Source organism: Dactylosporangium sp. CA-233914, assembly GCF_050942935.1.
In the GTDB taxonomy this organism is placed as follows: Bacteria; Actinomycetota; Actinomycetes; order Mycobacteriales; family Micromonosporaceae; genus Dactylosporangium.
Genome location: NZ_CP192030.1, coordinates 5,808,144 through 5,823,063 on the forward strand (window position 1 = coordinate 5,808,144; position 14,920 = coordinate 5,823,063).

15 protein-coding genes are annotated in these 14,920 nt (G+C 73.5%); 6 read left to right on the plus strand and 9 right to left on the minus strand.

Going from position 1 to position 14,920, the window contains the following annotated elements:
• Nucleotides 1–6: 6 nt before the first annotated feature.
• From ACQPY0_RS25680 to ACQPY0_RS25690, 3 genes are all read right to left on the minus strand, one after another.
• Nucleotides 7–489: a cation:proton antiporter regulatory subunit gene (locus ACQPY0_RS25680; RefSeq protein WP_432993506.1), complete on the minus strand. Its 483-nt coding sequence runs from the start codon at nt 487–489 to the stop codon at nt 7–9.
• A gap of 167 nt (nt 490–656) precedes the next feature.
• Nucleotides 657–1,943: an SLC13 family permease gene (locus ACQPY0_RS25685; protein WP_432993508.1), complete on the minus strand. Its 1,287-nt coding sequence runs from the start codon at nt 1,941–1,943 to the stop codon at nt 657–659.
• A gap of 84 nt (nt 1,944–2,027) precedes the next feature.
• Nucleotides 2,028–2,330: a hypothetical protein gene (locus ACQPY0_RS25690; protein ID WP_432993510.1), complete on the minus strand. Its 303-nt coding sequence runs from the start codon at nt 2,328–2,330 to the stop codon at nt 2,028–2,030.
• A 127-nt stretch (nt 2,331–2,457) separates the two neighbouring features.
• Here ACQPY0_RS25690 and ACQPY0_RS25695 point away from each other — a divergent pair, with 127 nt between their 5' ends.
• A complete protein-coding gene (locus tag ACQPY0_RS25695; RefSeq protein WP_432993512.1) occupies nt 2,458–2,886 on the plus strand; it encodes a nuclear transport factor 2 family protein in 429 nt (142 codons plus the stop codon).
• Between the two features lie 3 nt (nt 2,887–2,889).
• Here the strand turns inward: ACQPY0_RS25695 and ACQPY0_RS25700 are convergent, their stop codons facing one another.
• The 3 genes from ACQPY0_RS25700 to ACQPY0_RS25710 are packed head-to-tail and all read right to left on the minus strand — an operon-like array spanning nt 2,890 to nt 5,290.
• Nucleotides 2,890–3,561 (minus strand): M23 family metallopeptidase, encoded by a 672-nt coding sequence (locus tag ACQPY0_RS25700; protein WP_432993514.1) that lies wholly within the window; start codon nt 3,559–3,561, stop codon nt 2,890–2,892.
• A gap of 17 nt (nt 3,562–3,578) precedes the next feature.
• Nucleotides 3,579–3,725, minus strand: a complete 147-nt coding sequence (locus tag ACQPY0_RS25705; protein ID WP_432993516.1) for a hypothetical protein — start codon at nt 3,723–3,725, stop codon at nt 3,579–3,581.
• Nucleotides 3,683–5,290: an alpha/beta fold hydrolase gene (locus ACQPY0_RS25710; RefSeq protein ID WP_432993518.1), complete on the minus strand. Its 1,608-nt coding sequence runs from the start codon at nt 5,288–5,290 to the stop codon at nt 3,683–3,685. The genes ACQPY0_RS25705 and ACQPY0_RS25710 overlap by 43 nt, the downstream gene beginning before the upstream one ends.
• Before the next feature lie 109 nt (nt 5,291–5,399).
• Here ACQPY0_RS25710 and ACQPY0_RS25715 point away from each other — a divergent pair, with 109 nt between their 5' ends.
• From ACQPY0_RS25715 to manD, 5 genes are all read left to right on the plus strand, one after another.
• The gene (locus tag ACQPY0_RS25715; RefSeq protein ID WP_432993520.1) at nt 5,400–6,431 is read left to right on the plus strand and encodes a sensor histidine kinase; all 1,032 of its coding nucleotides are present in this window, start codon (nt 5,400–5,402) and stop codon (nt 6,429–6,431) included.
• Nucleotides 6,428–7,069 carry a response regulator gene (locus ACQPY0_RS25720; protein ID WP_432993522.1) on the plus strand — a complete coding sequence of 214 codons (642 nt, stop codon included), beginning with the start codon at nt 6,428–6,430 and terminating at the stop codon, nt 7,067–7,069. The genes ACQPY0_RS25715 and ACQPY0_RS25720 overlap by 4 nt, the downstream gene beginning before the upstream one ends.
• Nucleotides 7,070–7,192: 123 nt before the next feature.
• Nucleotides 7,193–8,449 carry a protein kinase gene (locus tag ACQPY0_RS25725; RefSeq protein ID WP_432993524.1) on the plus strand — a complete coding sequence of 419 codons (1,257 nt, stop codon included), beginning with the start codon at nt 7,193–7,195 and terminating at the stop codon, nt 8,447–8,449.
• A 145-nt stretch (nt 8,450–8,594) separates the two neighbouring features.
• Complete coding sequence (locus ACQPY0_RS25730) at nt 8,595–9,569, plus strand: TerC/Alx family metal homeostasis membrane protein (protein WP_432993526.1); 975 nt, start codon at nt 8,595–8,597, stop codon at nt 9,567–9,569.
• A 238-nt stretch (nt 9,570–9,807) separates the two neighbouring features.
• Nucleotides 9,808–10,986 (plus strand): D-mannonate dehydratase ManD, encoded by a 1,179-nt coding sequence (gene manD, locus ACQPY0_RS25735; RefSeq protein ID WP_432993528.1) that lies wholly within the window; start codon nt 9,808–9,810, stop codon nt 10,984–10,986.
• Between the two features lie 9 nt (nt 10,987–10,995).
• Here the strand turns inward: manD and ACQPY0_RS25740 are convergent, their stop codons facing one another.
• The 3 genes from ACQPY0_RS25740 to ACQPY0_RS25750 are packed head-to-tail and all read right to left on the minus strand — an operon-like array spanning nt 10,996 to nt 14,888.
• The gene (locus ACQPY0_RS25740; protein WP_432993530.1) at nt 10,996–12,225 is read right to left on the minus strand and encodes an MFS transporter; all 1,230 of its coding nucleotides are present in this window, start codon (nt 12,223–12,225) and stop codon (nt 10,996–10,998) included.
• Nucleotides 12,222–12,800, minus strand: coding sequence for an ArsR/SmtB family transcription factor (locus ACQPY0_RS25745; protein ID WP_432993532.1), 579 nt, complete (start codon nt 12,798–12,800; stop codon nt 12,222–12,224). The genes ACQPY0_RS25740 and ACQPY0_RS25745 overlap by 4 nt, the downstream gene beginning before the upstream one ends.
• Before the next feature lie 45 nt (nt 12,801–12,845).
• On the minus strand, nt 12,846–14,888 hold the full coding sequence (locus tag ACQPY0_RS25750) for a DHA2 family efflux MFS transporter permease subunit (protein WP_432993534.1): 2,043 nt from the start codon (nt 14,886–14,888) through the stop codon (nt 12,846–12,848).
• Between the last annotated feature and the right edge of the window lie 32 nt (nt 14,889–14,920).

The following is a 14,920-nucleotide window of genomic DNA, read 5'->3' on the forward strand; positions in this document are numbered from 1 at the left end:
CGGCGGTCAGCCGTTGGCGAGGATGTCGATGACGGCGGCGGTGCCCTCGGCCGTGCCGACCGTGACGACCAGGTCGCCCGGGAAGAACACGAAGTCCGGCCGGGGGCTGGCGAGGATCTGCCCGGACCGGATGACCGCGACGATCGACGCCCCGGTGCGGGTGCGGGCCGCGGTGTCGCCGAGTGTTCGCCCGTCGTACGGCGACCCGGCGGTGATCGGCACCTGCACCGTCTTGAGCCCGGTCACCTGCCGCTGCAGGTCGGCGAGGCGCTCCACGATGCGGCTGGTGCCGAGCAACTCGGCGACGCCGTTGGCCTCGTCGGTGTTGAGCGACAGCGACGCGAGCACGGTGTCGGGGTCCTCGGTGCTGTACAGCACGACGTCCCGCCGTCCCGACACGTGCGACACCACCGCAGCGTGCTGGCCCTTGGCGGTCACGAACTCGTGTCGCAGGCCGATGCCGGGCAGTGCGGTGCGTTCGACGTCCACGGTGTTGCGCTCCTTCACAGGTCAAGACGCGGGCGGGCAGCCGTTGTGCCGCTGCCCGCCCGCGAGTGCCGCAGCCACCCTGACGAATCGATATGACCGCTGTCCCGCGGCGGTATGACAGTCTTGTGACGAACTGTCCGAAACCGTTCAGTGGTAATGGACGGTGGTCACGCGAAATAGCGCAGCCAGACGTACCCCCAGGCGATGACGGTCGTCATGACGGTGGTCACGATGCCGTACCGCGTGAACTGCCAGAAGCTGATCGGCTCCCCGGCCCGGGCGGCGATGCCGAGCACGACGACGTTGGCGCTGGCCGCGACCGCCGTGCCGTTGCCGCCGAAGTCGGCCCCGAGCGCGAACGCCCACCACAGCGAGCGGCCGGTCTGCGGGTCCGGCGTCGTGGCGACGACGTCCTCGACGATCGGGGCCATCGTCGCCACGTACGGGATGTTGTCGAAGAACGCGCCCAGGATCGCCGAGCCGAACAGCAGCCCGGTCGCGGCGGCGAAGTGGTCGTCGCCGACCTGCCCGGTCGCCCACGCCCCGATGCGGTGGATGACGCCGGTCTCCACCAGCCCGCCGACCATGACGAAGAGTCCCATGAAGAACACCAGCGTCGACCACTCGACCTCCGCCAGGTACTTCTCCGTCGCCACCCGGGAGACGAGCACCATGAGCCCGGCCCCGAGCAGCGCCACGATCGCCGGCTCCACGTGGATGACCGCGTGCAGCCCGAACCCGGTCACGACCAGCGCCAGCACCGCGAGGCAGCGCGCCAGCAGCCGCCGGTCGGTGATCGCGGCCCGCGGGTCCAGCGCCATGATCTGCGCGACGCGCTCCGGGTGGTACTCGAAGCGCTTGCGGAACATCACCCACGACAGCAGCACGAAGAGCACGAACAGCACCGCGACGATCGGCGCCATGTGCACGACGAAGTCGTTGAAGCTCAGCCCCGCCCGGCTGCCGATGATGATGTTCGGCGGGTCTCCGATCAGCGTCGCCGCCCCGCCGATGTTGGACGCGAGCGCCTCGGCGATGAGGTACGGCGCGGCCGGGATCCCCAGCCGCCGGCAGACCAGCACGGTCACCGGCGCCACGAGCATGATGGTGGTGACGTTGTCCAGGAACGGCGACGCCACCGCGGTGATGACCATGAGCATCACCAGCAGCTTGTAGGGCCGCCCGCGCGAGCGTTTCGCCGCCCAGATGGCCAGGAACTCGAACAGCCCGGTCTGCTTGATGACCCCGACGATGATCATCATGCCGAGCAGCAGGAAGATGACGTTCCAGTCGATCCCGGCGTGCTCGGAGAAGAAGACGTCGTTGCCCGGCACGAGCCCGAGCAGCGCCATGACCCCGGCCGCCCCGAGCGCGACAGCGACGCGATGGACCTTCTCGGTGGCGATGAGCACGAACGCGATCGTGAAGATTCCGATCGCCAGCACGGCATTCACAAGGTGTACCTCCTGAGGTTTTCGGGCAAACGGGACTCGGCCGTCGACCCCTCGGGGCCACGGCTGAGCGTTACCTGGTGTTCCTCAGCAGGCGGGTGGCCCGCGGCATCCGCGGGTCTGGGCGGCCCACCCGGCCCGGGCGATGCCGGCGACGGGCGTGCTCTCGGTGAAGGCGAACGACGGTTCGGCGATGCCCTCGGTGGCCGTCACGGCGGCCGTGTCGGGCCGGACGTCGGCCCCGGCCGCGACGCTCGCGTGGGTGGCCCGCGCGACCTGGAAGGTGTCGCCGGGCACGGCGTGGCGGGCGAGGGTGAGCCCGAGCAGGAGGGCGCAGACGCTGACGGCGAGGCCGGCCGCGAGTGACCGCGCGGGGGCGCCGAACCGCATCCCGAGCCCACCCCCTGCCGTCGCGTTGGAGCGTAAAAGGCTACCAGGCGGCCTCGTGTCCACAGTGGACTCGGGCCGGCGGGTGCGCAGGAGGGTTGGTTCGCGGTGGCGGGGGTAGCGGCCGGGTATGAGCTCGATGCCGCCGTTGCCGCCGTTCACGCTCGCCGGCGCCCTCGCCAAGGTGCAGGCGGCCGAGGACGCCTGGAACACGTGCGACCCGCAGCGGGTGGCGTCGGCCTACACCGAGGACTCCGTGTGGCGCAACCGGGACCAGTTCCTCACCGGGCGGGCCGAGATCGTGGCGTTCCTGCGGGCGAAGTGGGCGCGGGAGCTCGACTACGCGCTGCGCAAGGAGCTGTGGACGTTCCGCGGGGACCGGATCGCGGTGCACTTCCAGTACGAGAGCCACGACACCGCCGGGCAGTGGTGGCGCAGCTACGGCAACGAGCTGTGGCAGTTCGACAGCGAGGGGCTCATGTCCCGCCGGGAGGCCAGCATCAACGACGTGCCGATCGCCGAGTCCCAGCGCCGCATCTTCGGGTCCCGCCGACGCTGACCGTCAGGCCGGCGGGGGAGCCGATGTGAGCGCGCAGTTGCGGCTGGTGCGGGTCTGGTCCGGCGAGTGCGCGTCGGACGTGATGCCGGACGGCACCCCGTCGAAGAGGGCCTCGACCTTGTCGCCGTTGCCTCGGGTCCGCTTCGGGTCGCGGGTGTCGTCGAGCTGCTCGTAGTGCAGGTGGTCGACGCTCGTCGAGCCGGTGTGGCCGACCACGCCGAGGAGCCGGCCGCGCTCCACGTGCTCGCCGGTGCGCACCTGCGGGTCGGCGGCGAGGTGACCGTACTCGCTGAACCAGCCGCCGCCGTGGTCGAGGACGACGCCGTAGCCGAGCCCGCCGCGGGTCCCCGAGGAGCCCGGCGGCGCCGGCCGGCCGTCCACGAGCGTCGCGCTCCAGCCGGCCCACTGCACGGTTCCGGCGGCCGAGGCGAGCACCGTCCGGCCGCCGGTGGGGCCGGAGGCGGCGAAGAAGTCGATGTCGTAGTCGTCGTGGCCTGGGTACGTCGTGAGCGTCCACACCTCCCCGCACGGGAACGGCAGCTGGAAGTCCGGCCGCGGACCCGGCTTCGGCGCCGCCGGCCCGCCGAGGCGGTGGCTGATGACGGCGTACGACACGACGGCGCACACGACAATGACCGCCAGCACCGTCCACCGGTACACGCCGCGGGCGGTCATGCGCCGGAGCTTACCCGTCAGCCACCGAACCACCACACCAGGTAGACGGCGGCGATCACCGTCTGCGACACCGCGCTGACCGGCCGGCGGCGCAGGCCCGCGGCGCCGTACCCGCCGAGGATCAGCCCGGCGGCGACCGCGCACCCTGCGACGGGCCACGGCACGCCGACGAGCAGGCTCGCCGGGTGGGCCTGCGCCGTACCGTGGACGAGCAGCCCCGCCGCGGCCAGCAGCCCGGCCGTGGCGCCCCGGCGCCCGCCGCCCACGCCCGCCGCCGCAGCGCCCCGGCGCCGAGCGTGACCAGCGCGGCGAGCGCGAGCGCGGCGGCCGGCAGCGCCTGGCGCCACGGGTCGGCGGCGAGGTCGTAGGCGCGGCTGGTGACCGCGACCGAGCCCGGGCCGAGGGTCCGGTAGGGCGAGGCCGCCGGGTCGCACGGCCACGCGAACCCGCCCGGAGCGTCCAGGAACGCCGCGATGGTGGCGCGGGCGCACGCGCTGCCCAGGAACACCGCGTGCGACAGCCCCGCGAACTCCACGACGGTCGCGCCCGGCAGGTCCCGCGCGGCCGCGGCCCGGGCCCGCCCGACCGGCGTGGCCGGGTCGAACGCGCCGCCGAGCACCAGCGCCGGGGCCGCGGTGGCCGCGCCGGTGTCGTCGCCGGCCGGCAGGCCGAGGCCGCGGCACACGGCGGGGTCGACGGCGGCGAAGAACGAGCGCGGCCCCGCGTCCGCGGCGAACGTGTTGAACGGCACCTCGTCCTGGCAGTTCACCGCGTAGTAGACGCCGGTGTCGTGGGAGACGAGGCTGCCGGCCGCGACCTGGGCGAGCCCCGGCAGCAGCTCGTCGTGCCCGGCCGCGAGGGCGCGCAGCAGCGGCGGCAGCGCGGTGACGAAGTCGGCGTCCTGCATGCCCTCGGCGACGAGCCCGGCCACGTCCTGCCCGGTGAGCCGCAGCACCAGGGGCCGGCCGGTCAGTGGGTCGGTGACCGCGACCCGGGCGGGCCGGCGCTCGAGCCGGTCGGCGGCCCGGGCGAGCTCGCCGGAGAGCCCCGGGCGGACGCGCTCCAGGGCGGCGCGAAGATCAAGAGTGCCGACGTCGTACTGCGCGGTGCTCGCCGGCAGGAACGAGTCCAGGACCACGGCGCGGGTGCCGCCCGGGTCGGCGGCCGCCGCGGCGAGCATGCTGCGCGTGGAGTAGCTCACGCCGAAGAGGTTCCAGGAGGCGTACCCGAGCGCGTGGCGCAGCGCCACCACGTCCCCGGCGATCGCCCGGGTGTTGAACTCGCCCGGGTCGATGCCGGCCCGGGCGAGGCGGTCGCGGCAGGCGCGCCCGGCCGCGACCAGCGTCGCCTCGCCGGCCCCGGCGAGCCGGTCGAGCAGGGCCCGGTCCAGCTCCGGGCAGGAAAGCCGCGGCTCGGAGTACCGCGAGCCGCGCTGCTCGACCACGACGACGTCGCGGTCCTTGCCGAAGGGGGCCGACGTGAGGTACCACAGCAGCCCCAGCGACGGCGAGCCCGGCCCGCCGCTGGTGAACACGATCGGATCCGGCCGGCGGCCGGGCGAGTCCGAGCGGTGCACGGCGTAGCGGACCCCGACGCCGTGGCCCCGGTCGAGCCGGCCGCAGACGGTGCCCGGCGGCACCTCGACCGGGCAGTCGTCGCCGGCGCGGGCGGGCGCCGGGGCGGCGAGGACGGTGGCCAGCAGCAGGGCGAGGACGAGCACGGATCGCATGCGCCGAACGTAGGGACGCTGGGAGCCCGGCACCTCCCGCGCGCGGGCGGGCCGCGACTCGCTCGCGCGGGGGAGGCGCCCGGCCCCGGCATCGGCGAGACTGCTGCCCGTGGATCTCGCCCGCCGGACCCGCGAACCGGCCCTCGTCGCGCTCGTGGCGCTGCTCAGCGTCGCGCCGCTGGCGGGGGCGCGGCCCTTCCCGTGGTACGCGTGGCCGCTGATCGCCGCCGAGTGCCTGCCGCTGCTGGGCCGGCGGACCCACCCGTTCGCGGCCGGGCTACTGATCGGGGCCGTCACCGCCGTACACAGCGTGTCGCCGGTGCCGGAGCCGATCCTGCCGTGGGCGTCGCTGGTCGCGCTGTACAGCATCGCCGTGCACGCCCCCCGCGCCCGCGCCCGCGCCGCCCTGGCCATCGCGCTCGCCGTCGTGCCGGCGGTCATGCTGCTGGACCCGCAGCGGCCCTCGGCGGAGGGGTTCATCGCCTCCGAGGTCGTCTACGCCGCCGCGTGGCTGCTCGGCGAGCGCTCCGCGCTGCTGCGCCGCCAGGCGGTGCTGCTGGAGCAGCGGGCCGTCGCCGACGAGCGGGCGCGGATGGCCCGGGAGATGCACGACGTCGTCGGCCACCAGGTCAGCCTCGTCATCGTGCAGGCCGAGGCCGGCCCGGCGCTGCTGGCGCGCTCGCCGGAGGCGGCCGTGCGCGCCTTCGACGCGATCAGCGAGGCCGGCCGGCAGGTCCTCACCGAGCTGCGCCAGCTCGTCGGCGCGCTGCGGGAGACTCCCTCCGGCGTCGAGGGGCTGCCGGGGCTGCTCGCCGGGGTCCGGGCCGCCGGCGTGCCGGTCGAGCACACCGTGACCGGTACGGTGGAGCCGCTGCCCGCCGCCGTCGACCGGGCCGTGTTCCGCATCGTCCAGGAGGCGCTGACCAACGTGCTCAAGCATGCGTCCGGACCGGCGTCGGTGTCGCTGACCTACCTGCCCGCCACCGTTCGCGTCGGCGTGCGCAACGCCGGATCGTTCCGGGCGGCGGGCGCGGGCAACGGCATCGTCGGCATGCGGGAGCGGGTCGCCGCGCTGCGGGGCCGCTTCGCCGCCGGACCCGACGGCGACGGCTGGCTCGTCGAGGCGGAGCTGCCGCGGTGATCAGCGTCGTCATCGCCGACGACCAGGAGCTGGTGCGGGCCGGGTTCGAGGCCATCCTCGCCGCGCAGGACGACATCGAGGTCGTGGCCGAGGCCGCCGACGGGCGCGAGGCCGTCGCCGCCGCCCGCGACCACCGCCCGGACGTGCTGCTGCTCGACATCCGCATGCCCGGCCACGACGGCCTCACCGCGCTGCCGCGCATCCTGGCCGCCTCCCCGCCGACCCGGGTGGTGATCCTGACCACATTCGACGCCGACGAGTACGTGTACGAGGCACTGCGGGCCGGCGCCAGCGGCTTCCTGCTCAAGGGCATCCGCCGCGAGCAGCTCGTCGACGCCGTGCGCGTCGCCGCCCGCGGTGACGCCCTGCTCGACCCGGCCGTCACCCGCCGCCTCATCGACGGACTCGTCGCCTCGAAGCCGCCGAAACCGCACGTCAACGCGGTGCTGACCCCGCGCGAGCACGAGGTCCTGCTGGCCCTGGCCCGCGGCCGGACCAACGCCGAGATCGCCGCCGAGCTGTTCATCAGCGAGCACACCGTCAAGACCCACGTCGCCAACGTGCTCATGAAGCTCGGGCTGCGCGACCGGGTCCACGCCGTCATCCACGCCTACGAGACCGGCGTCGTACGCCCCTGACCTGCATGATGAGGGCCCAATCGACACCTAACCGTCACGCAGGACCCGGTCCGCGAGCGGTACTGTTGCGGCGGGGCACACGTGGCACCGATCGGGCCGAGCTGGGGGGCATCGCCGAACATCATGGAGATCGAGGGGCGCTACCGCCTGGACCGGCTCGCCGGGGCCGGCGGCACCGCCGAGATCTGGCACGGCGCCGACCGGCTGCTGCACCGGCCGGTCGCGGTCCGCCTGCCGCGCGAGGGCGGCCCGGTGGACGCCGAGCGCTTCCTCGCCGGCGGCCGCATCGCCGCCCGGCTCGTCCACGGCAACATCGCCGCCGTCTACGACGTCGGCGTCGCCGACCTGCCCGGGCGCGGCCCGACGCCCTACGTGGTGATGGAGCTCGCCGACGGCCCGTCCCTGGCCGACCGGCTCGAGGCCGGCCTGCACGGCGGCCCGATGCCGTGGCGCGACGCCGCCCGGACCGGCGCCCAGGTCGCCGCGGCCCTGGCCCACGCGCACGGCCAGTGGGTCGCCCACGGCGCCCTCACCCCGGCCAAGATCCTGCTCACCGACGTCGGCGCCAAGATCGTCGGATTCCGCGGCGACGCCGACTACGACCCGTCCGCGGCCGCCGCCGACGTGCACGCGCTCGGCGCCGTCCTCGCCGCCTGCCTCGGCGGCCACGCCGGCGCCGGCCGCCCCGCCGCGCTGCTCGAACTCGTCGAACGCTGCCTGAGCGCCGACCCGCAGGCCCGCCCGTCCAGCGACGAGGCCGCCCTGGTCCTGGCCGAGGTCTCCGGCACCGCCGTCGACCTGCCGGCCTGGCTCAACGAGGCCGCCGAGTCCCGCCGCACCGCCGTGCTGACCGCGATCCGCCCCGAGACCCCGCGCCCGCCCACCCGGCCGGCCCGGGTGCGCCGGCACACCCAGCCCCGGCGGTGGGCGCTGCGCACCGCCGCGGTGACCCTCGGCGTGGCCGTCGTGCTGGCCGGGACCGTCGGCGCGCTCGGCTCGGCGGTCACCGGCGTGGTCCCGTGGTTCGGCCACTCCGCGGAGGTCGGCGGCGCCCCGGCCGAGGCCGCCCCGCCGACCGGCCAGGACGTCGTGCCGACCGGCGCCGACCCGGCCACCACCGAGCCGCTGCGCCCCACGGCGACCGCGACCACCACCCGGAACCGGCCGGTCACCACCTCGCCCCGGGTGCCCCACTCGGCCTCGGCGTCCCCGTCCGCGTCCGTCTCCGCGCCGGCCTCGCCGTCGCCGTCCCCGTCACAGGAGTCGGCCTCGCCCTCGCCGTCGGTGTCGGCCTCCACCGCCTCGCCGTCCCCGTCGCAGTCCGGCCCGGCTGTCGCCTCCGACCCCGCCTCCGCGAGCTTCCAGGAAACGTCCAGCTAGGGCGGGTATCCTCGGCGGCTGAGGGGAGTACCCCGCAAGGCCGACCCCGGTCAGTACGAGCCGCCAGCGCGGCTCCCGGGCGGCCACCCGCCGGCGGCGGGTGGGGGAGACCTCGGACGAGCAATGCTGCGTTCGAGGAGTTCCCATGCCGACCGAGTCCATCGCGTCGCCCCAGTTGTGGGCGGTGACCATCGCCGTCCTGCTGGGACTGCTCGCCCTCGACTTCGTCATGACCCGCCGCCCGCACGACGTGCCGATGCGCGAGGCGGTCGCCTGGACGGTCTTCTACCTGGCCCTGCCGGCCGCGTTCGGCGTCTACGTGTGGCTGGCCCACGGCGGCAGGCCCGGCGTCGAGTACTTCACCGGCTATGTGGTCGAGAAGTCGCTCTCCGTCGACAACCTGTTCGTCTTCATGCTGCTGATCAGCGCGTTCGCGGTGCCGTCGAAGCTCGTCCAGCGCGTCCTGCTGTACGGCATCGTCGGCGCCCTCATGTTGCGAGGCGTCTTCATCGCCGCCGGTGCCGCGCTGCTGTCGGCCGGCACGTGGGCCTTCCTGGTCTTCGGCGCCGTGCTCATCGTCACCGCCGGCAAGGTGCTGCGCGACGCCCTGCGCGGCGGCGAGCACGAGGTGAACCCGGGCGACATGCGCGTCACGCGCCTGCTGCGCCGGGTCATGCCGGTCACCGACGCCTACGACGGCACCCGCCTCACCGTCCGCCGGGCCGGACGGCGCGCGCTGACCCCGATGGCCCTGGTCGTGGCCGCCGTGTTCCTCACCGACGTGGTCTTCGCCGTCGACTCGGTCCCCGCGGTGTACGGCGTGACGAGCGACCCCTACCTGGTCTTCGCCACCAACGCGTTCGCGCTGCTCGGCCTGCGGGCGCTGTACTTCGTGCTGCGCAACGCCCTTTCGAAGCTGCGCCACCTCAACCACGGCCTCGCGGTCATCCTCGCCTTCATCGGCGGCAAACTGGTGCTGCACTGGGCGCACACCGTGTGGTCCTGGGTCCCGGACATCCCGACCCCGCTGTCCCTGGTCGTGATCATCCTGACCCTCGGCGTCGTCACCGCCACCAGTCTGGTCGCCAACCGCCGCGAAGCCGCCGCCGCGCGGCCGTGACCGGGTCGACGCCCGGTGCGGTTGTGGCACGAATCCGGGATCACCGCCGCCGCCGGCCCCGGTACGGTCCCGGCCATGGACGAGCGCGACACCTTCGACCCGTACGCGGGCGCCGAGGACTTCGACGGCACCGACCTGCTCGCGGACGTCATCGCCGCACCGGACGAGGAGCCCGCGCAGTGACCTTCTGTGCGCGCCCCGGTGCCGGCCGCGGAGCTCGCTGATAGGTTTCTGTCCTGTGTTGATCGACAGGGCCGAAGTGGTCGTCACGAGTCCGGACCGCAACTTCGTGACGCTGAAGCTGACCACCGACGACGGGTTGTCGGGGCTGGGTGACGCCACGCTCAACGGCCGGGAGATGGCCGTGGTGGCGTATCTGCGCGACCACGTGGTGCCGATGCTCATCGGCCGGGACGCGCACCGGATCGAGGATACGTGGCAGCTGCTGTACCGCGGGGCGTACTGGCGGCGGGGGCCGGTGACGATGGCGGCGATCGCCGCGGTGGACACGGCCCTGTGGGACATCAAGGCACGGGCCGCGGGGATGCCGCTCTACCAGCTGCTCGGCGGCGCCTGCCGGGACGGTCTGCTGGCCTACGGCCACGCCTCGGGGCAGGATCTGCCGGAGCTGTTCGACAGCATCCGCGAGCGCCGGGCGCTGGGCTTCCGGGCGATCCGGGTGCAGAGCGGCGTGCCCGGGCTGCCGCCGGTCTACGGGACGGCGTCGGCGGCGCGGGACGTGGAGGTGTGGGACAGCCGTTCGTACCTGCGGCATCTGCCGTCGGTGTTCGAGGCGGTCCGGTCGGAGTTCGGCCCGCAGTTGCCGCTGCTGCACGACGTGCACCACCGTCTGACGCCGATCCAGGCGGCGCGGCTGGGCAAGGCCCTGGAGCCGTACGACCTGTTCTGGCTGGAGGACTGCACGCCGGCGGAGAACCAGGAGGCGCTGCGGCTGGTCCGGCAGCACACGACGACGCCGCTGGCGATCGGCGAGGTCTTCAACACGGTGTGGGATTATCAGCAGATCGTGCGGGAGCAGCTGATCGACTATGTCCGCTCGGCGGTGACGCACACGGGCGGCATCACGCACCTGCGCAGGATCCTCGACTTCGCGGCGCAGTACCAGATCAGGTCGGGCATGCACGGCCCGCAGGACGTCTCCCCGGTGGGCATGGCGGCGGCGCTGCACCTGGGGCTGGCGCTGCACAACTTCGGCATCCAGGAGTACAACCCGCACGGCGCCCGCACCGACGAGGTCTTCCGCCAGTCGTTCACGTTCACGGATGGCCTGCTGCACCCGGGTTCGGAGCCCGGCCTGGGTGTGTCGCTGGACGTGGACGAGGCCGGCAAGTATCCGTACGCCCGCGCGTACCTGCCGGTCAACCGCCTCACGGACGGCACCCTGCACGACTGGTGACGACGGTCGCTACCCTCCGTCGCGGGCGAAGAACGGTGTTGGACGGCCGTGCCCGTCGGTTGTCCGGTTTCGGCGGGAGCACGGAGCACGACCAAGCATGAGGGTTCCAGCTGCGGTGACGGCGGTGAGCCCGCCGGCGGCGATGAGGGCTCCGTCGGCCTCGAGGACGTTGATGACGGGTGCTGCCGCGGCAGTGCCGAGCCCGATGGCCGTTTGGATGAGGGCAGCCGCGGCGGCGAAGGCTCGGCCGCGCTGACGTGGTGAGGTGCGCAGACTGATCAAGGTGTTCTGGGCGACGCCACCGAGTCCGTTGCCGACGCCGCCGACGACGGATGCGATGAAGGCGCACGTGAGGCTGGGGGCGATGCCGATGCCCGCGATTCCAGCACCGACGAGCAGGTTTCCGGTGGCCAGCGCGGCGTGCGGGCGCAGCCTGATGCGTGGCAGGATCTGAGCCCCGGCGAGGGCTCCGGCGCCCCAGAGGGTGAGGTAGGTGCCGTATCCGGTGGCGCTCGCGCCGAGTTGGTCGACGAACCGGAAGGGTGCGGCGACGTTGTCGATCACGCCGCTGCACACTGCGATCACGCTGCCCAGGAGCGCGCTTCTGAGGATCGGATCGCCCAGCAGGAGCCGGAGGCCACCCGCTCGGGTCGCCGCTGCGGGGTCGGCCGGTGTGTGCGTCGGTTTCCGGCGGACCGTCAACGCGGTGCAGGCCAGCGCGAGGGCGGCGAAGGTCGCGGCATCGGCGAGGACCGCAGCGGTGGCGCCGAATACGGTGGCCAGCATCCCGCCGGTGGCGGGCCCGGCGATCCAGCCGAGATTCGTGCCGGTCGCCAGCAGCGCGTATCCGCGTTCGGCGCGGTCCTCGCCGGTGATCGCCGGGATGAGGGCGGCCGTGGCCGGGCGGACGAAAGCGGACAGCGCCGAGAGCGCGGCGAACAGGCTCACGATCATCCACCGGGAGCTCGCGAACGCCAGTGGCATGCACAGCGCTGCTTGACCGGCCAGGGCGACGAGCAGGACGCTGCGGGTTTCGAGGCGATCCACGACCTTGCCGACGAGGGGGGCGAGGAGGACGAACGGCAGTAGTTCGGCGGCGAGTAATCCGGTGACCCAGCCGGTGCCGTGGGGCCGCAGGCGCAGCAGCAACGCCACCAGCGCCGCCGCATCTCCCGCCGTTGACACGGCGAGCCCCACCGTCAGCAGTGTCAGGTCGATGCGTTGCGCGGTGCGGTTCACGGGCTCGGTGGAAGTTGCAGCGGGTGCAAGGTCAGCATGCCCTTGACCGGCTGTGCTCCTGGTGGTCGCTTGGCGGGTTCGCGGAGCCGGTCGGTGAACGCCTCGAAGATGGCGTGGACCTGGTTGTGGAGTTCCTCGGTTTCCTCGGCGGTGAGATAGAGCGTCCAGTCGCTGACCATCGCGGCCCGTTTCCAGGCTGGTGGGGCCGTGTGCCGGGTCGCGAGCCAGGCCTGCAGCTGGCTGAAGCTGCGCTTCGCGACGGTGGCGAGCAACGCGTCGGCGGCCAGACGTTCGTCCTGCGAGGACGGCTCCGGCTCGAACCGGTGCCCGAGTGCGGTCAAGGCCCAGGGCCGGCGTCTGCCTTTGCCTCCCGGTGCCTCCACCACGAAGCCGTGCCGCGCCAGGACCTTCAGATGCCAGGACATGTTTCCCGGGCTCTGGGCCAGCCGTTGCGAGGTCTGGGTGGCGGTCAACGGCCCGTCTCGACCCAGGAGCTCCAGGATCGCGAGCCGGACCGGATGCGCGAGCGCGCGCATCGCGGCGGCATCGCCGGCGAGATCCCGTCGTTCATTCATGTAACAAGACTTCTTGTCACAAGAAGTCTTGTCAACGGCCGCTGCTTAGCGGGCCGCGGGCTGGGGCTGGACCTCGCCGTGCTCGTCGACGAGGCGGGTGGCGATGTTCGTCAGCGCCCGGTCCAGCAGCACCCGGTCGTCGGGGTCGGCCAGGGTGATGTCGTCCAGCCGTGCGTCCAGCCACTGCTTCCAGGCCGCCTGGACGCGGTCGAGCTGGGCCTGGCCGGCCGGGGTGAGCTGGACGGTGTCGCCGTCGAGGCGGGCCAGGCCGGCGGTGCACAGGTCGTTGAACGTCGGGTGCAGGACCTCGGGCGGCATGCGGTGGCGGTGGGCGATCGCGGTCAGGTTCGCCTCGCCGCGGACCGTGGTGTGCAGGTGGGTCTGGCCGACCGCCCACGCCTGGGACGGGCTCAGGCCGCCGCCGGCCGCGGTCAGGATGCGGTTCATGAAGCCCGGGTCGCTGCCGCGGGTCTTGCGGATCGTGTCGCTGATCGCGCGTTCGAGCTGGCCGACCCGGTCGGCCGGCGGGGCGGAGAAGGCGTCGCCGACGTCGGTCGCGGCGGCGCGGGCGCTGTCGCGCAGCGGGACCTCGCGCAGGAACCAGGCGATGAGGAAGGCCAGCAGCGCCACGGGGACGACCCAGCGGAACACGTCGGTGATGCTGCTGGCGTAGGCGTCGATGATCGGGGCGGCCTGGGCGGGCGGGAGCTTGGCGAGCAGTTCGGGGTTCTGGGCCGCGGGCGCCGGCACGCCGGGATCGGTGGCCAGGGCGCGGGCCAGGGCGGGGCCGAAGTGGTTGGTGAACAGGGTGCCGAAGATCGCGGTGCCGAACGAGCTGCCCAGGGTACGGAAGAACGTGACGCCGGACGTGGCGGTGCCCAGGTCCGGGTAGGGGACGGTGTTCTGCACGGCGATCGTGAGGACCTGCATCGACAGGCCGATGCCGAGGCCGAGGACGAACATGTACAGCGACTCCAGCCACGGGCTGGTGCCGGGCTTCATCGTCGACATGAGGAACAGGCCGGCGGCCATGACGGCGCCGCCGGCGATCGGGAACGCGCGGTAGCGGCCGGTGCGGCTGATCAGGGTGCCGGACATGATCGAGGTGATGAACAGGCCCAGCACCATGGGTAGGGTGCGCACGCCGGAGGCGGTGGCCGAGACGCCGTCGACGTACTGCAGGTAGGTCGGCAGGAACGTCATCGCCCCGAGCATGGCGAAGCCGACGATGAAGCTCAGGGCCGAGCAGACGGTGAACACCGAGTTGCGGAACAGCCGCATCGGTAGCATCGGCTCGGTGACCCGCAGCTCGACGCGGACGAACGCGGCCAGCAGCACGACCGCGGCGGCGAGCAGCCCGATGATGACGGGGGAGCCCCAGGCGTACTCGTTGCCGCCCCACGACAGCGCGAGGATCATGCTGGACGAGCCGGCCGCGACGAGGGCGATGCCGGCGTAGTCGACGATCGGCTTGGCCGCGGCGCGGACCGACGGCAGCGCCCGGGCCGACATCGCCAGGACCACCACGGCGACGGGCACGTTGACGTAGAAGGCCCACCGCCAGCTGAGGTGGTCGGTGAACAGCCCGCCGAGGGTGGGGCCGACGACGGTGGTCACGCCGAAGACGGCGCCGAGGGCGCCCTGGTAGCGGCCCCGGTCGCGCAGCGGGATGACGTCGGCGATGAGCGCCATCGCGGTGACCATGAGCCCGCCGCCGCCGACGCCCTGCAGGGCCCGGGCCCCGATCAGCATGACCATGTCCTGGGCGACCCCGCACAGCGCGGACCCGGCGACGAAGACGACGGCGCTGATCTGGAACACGAGCTTGCGGCCGAACAGGTCGCCGAACTTGCCGGCCAGGACGGTGGCGACGGTCTCGGCGAGCAGGTACGCGGTGACGACCCACGACATGTGCCCGGCCCCGCCGAGGTCGCCGACGATTGTCGGCAGCGCCGTGGAGACGATCGTCTGGTCGAGGGCGGCGAGCAGCATGCCGAGCAGGATCGCGGTGAAAACGACGTTCACCTGGCGCCGGGTGAGCATGGCCGGGGCGCGTACGGGGTCCTCGGCGAGCACGGAGCTGCTCATGGCGCCAGTCTGCCGCCGCCTGGGAGCAACGA

Bases quoted from the DNA above. Each gene is read 5' to 3' on its own strand.
- ACQPY0_RS25695 (WP_432993512.1), top strand. From the start codon at position 2,458: ATGAGCTCGATGCCGCCGTTGCCGCCGTTCACGCTCGCCGGCGCCCTC.
- ACQPY0_RS25745 (WP_432993532.1), bottom strand. From the start codon at position 12,800: ATGAATGAACGACGGGATCTCGCCGGCGATGCCGCCGCGATGCGCGCG.
- ACQPY0_RS25730 (WP_432993526.1), top strand. From the start codon at position 8,595: ATGCCGACCGAGTCCATCGCGTCGCCCCAGTTGTGGGCGGTGACCATC.
- ACQPY0_RS25700 (WP_432993514.1), bottom strand. From the start codon at position 3,561: ATGACCGCCCGCGGCGTGTACCGGTGGACGGTGCTGGCGGTCATTGTC.
- ACQPY0_RS25690 (WP_432993510.1), bottom strand. From the start codon at position 2,330: ATGCGGTTCGGCGCCCCCGCGCGGTCACTCGCGGCCGGCCTCGCCGTC.
- ACQPY0_RS25710 (WP_432993518.1), bottom strand. From the start codon at position 5,290: ATGCGATCCGTGCTCGTCCTCGCCCTGCTGCTGGCCACCGTCCTCGCC.
- ACQPY0_RS25725 (WP_432993524.1), top strand. From the start codon at position 7,193: ATGGAGATCGAGGGGCGCTACCGCCTGGACCGGCTCGCCGGGGCCGGC.
- ACQPY0_RS25750 (WP_432993534.1), bottom strand. From the start codon at position 14,888: ATGAGCAGCTCCGTGCTCGCCGAGGACCCCGTACGCGCCCCGGCCATG.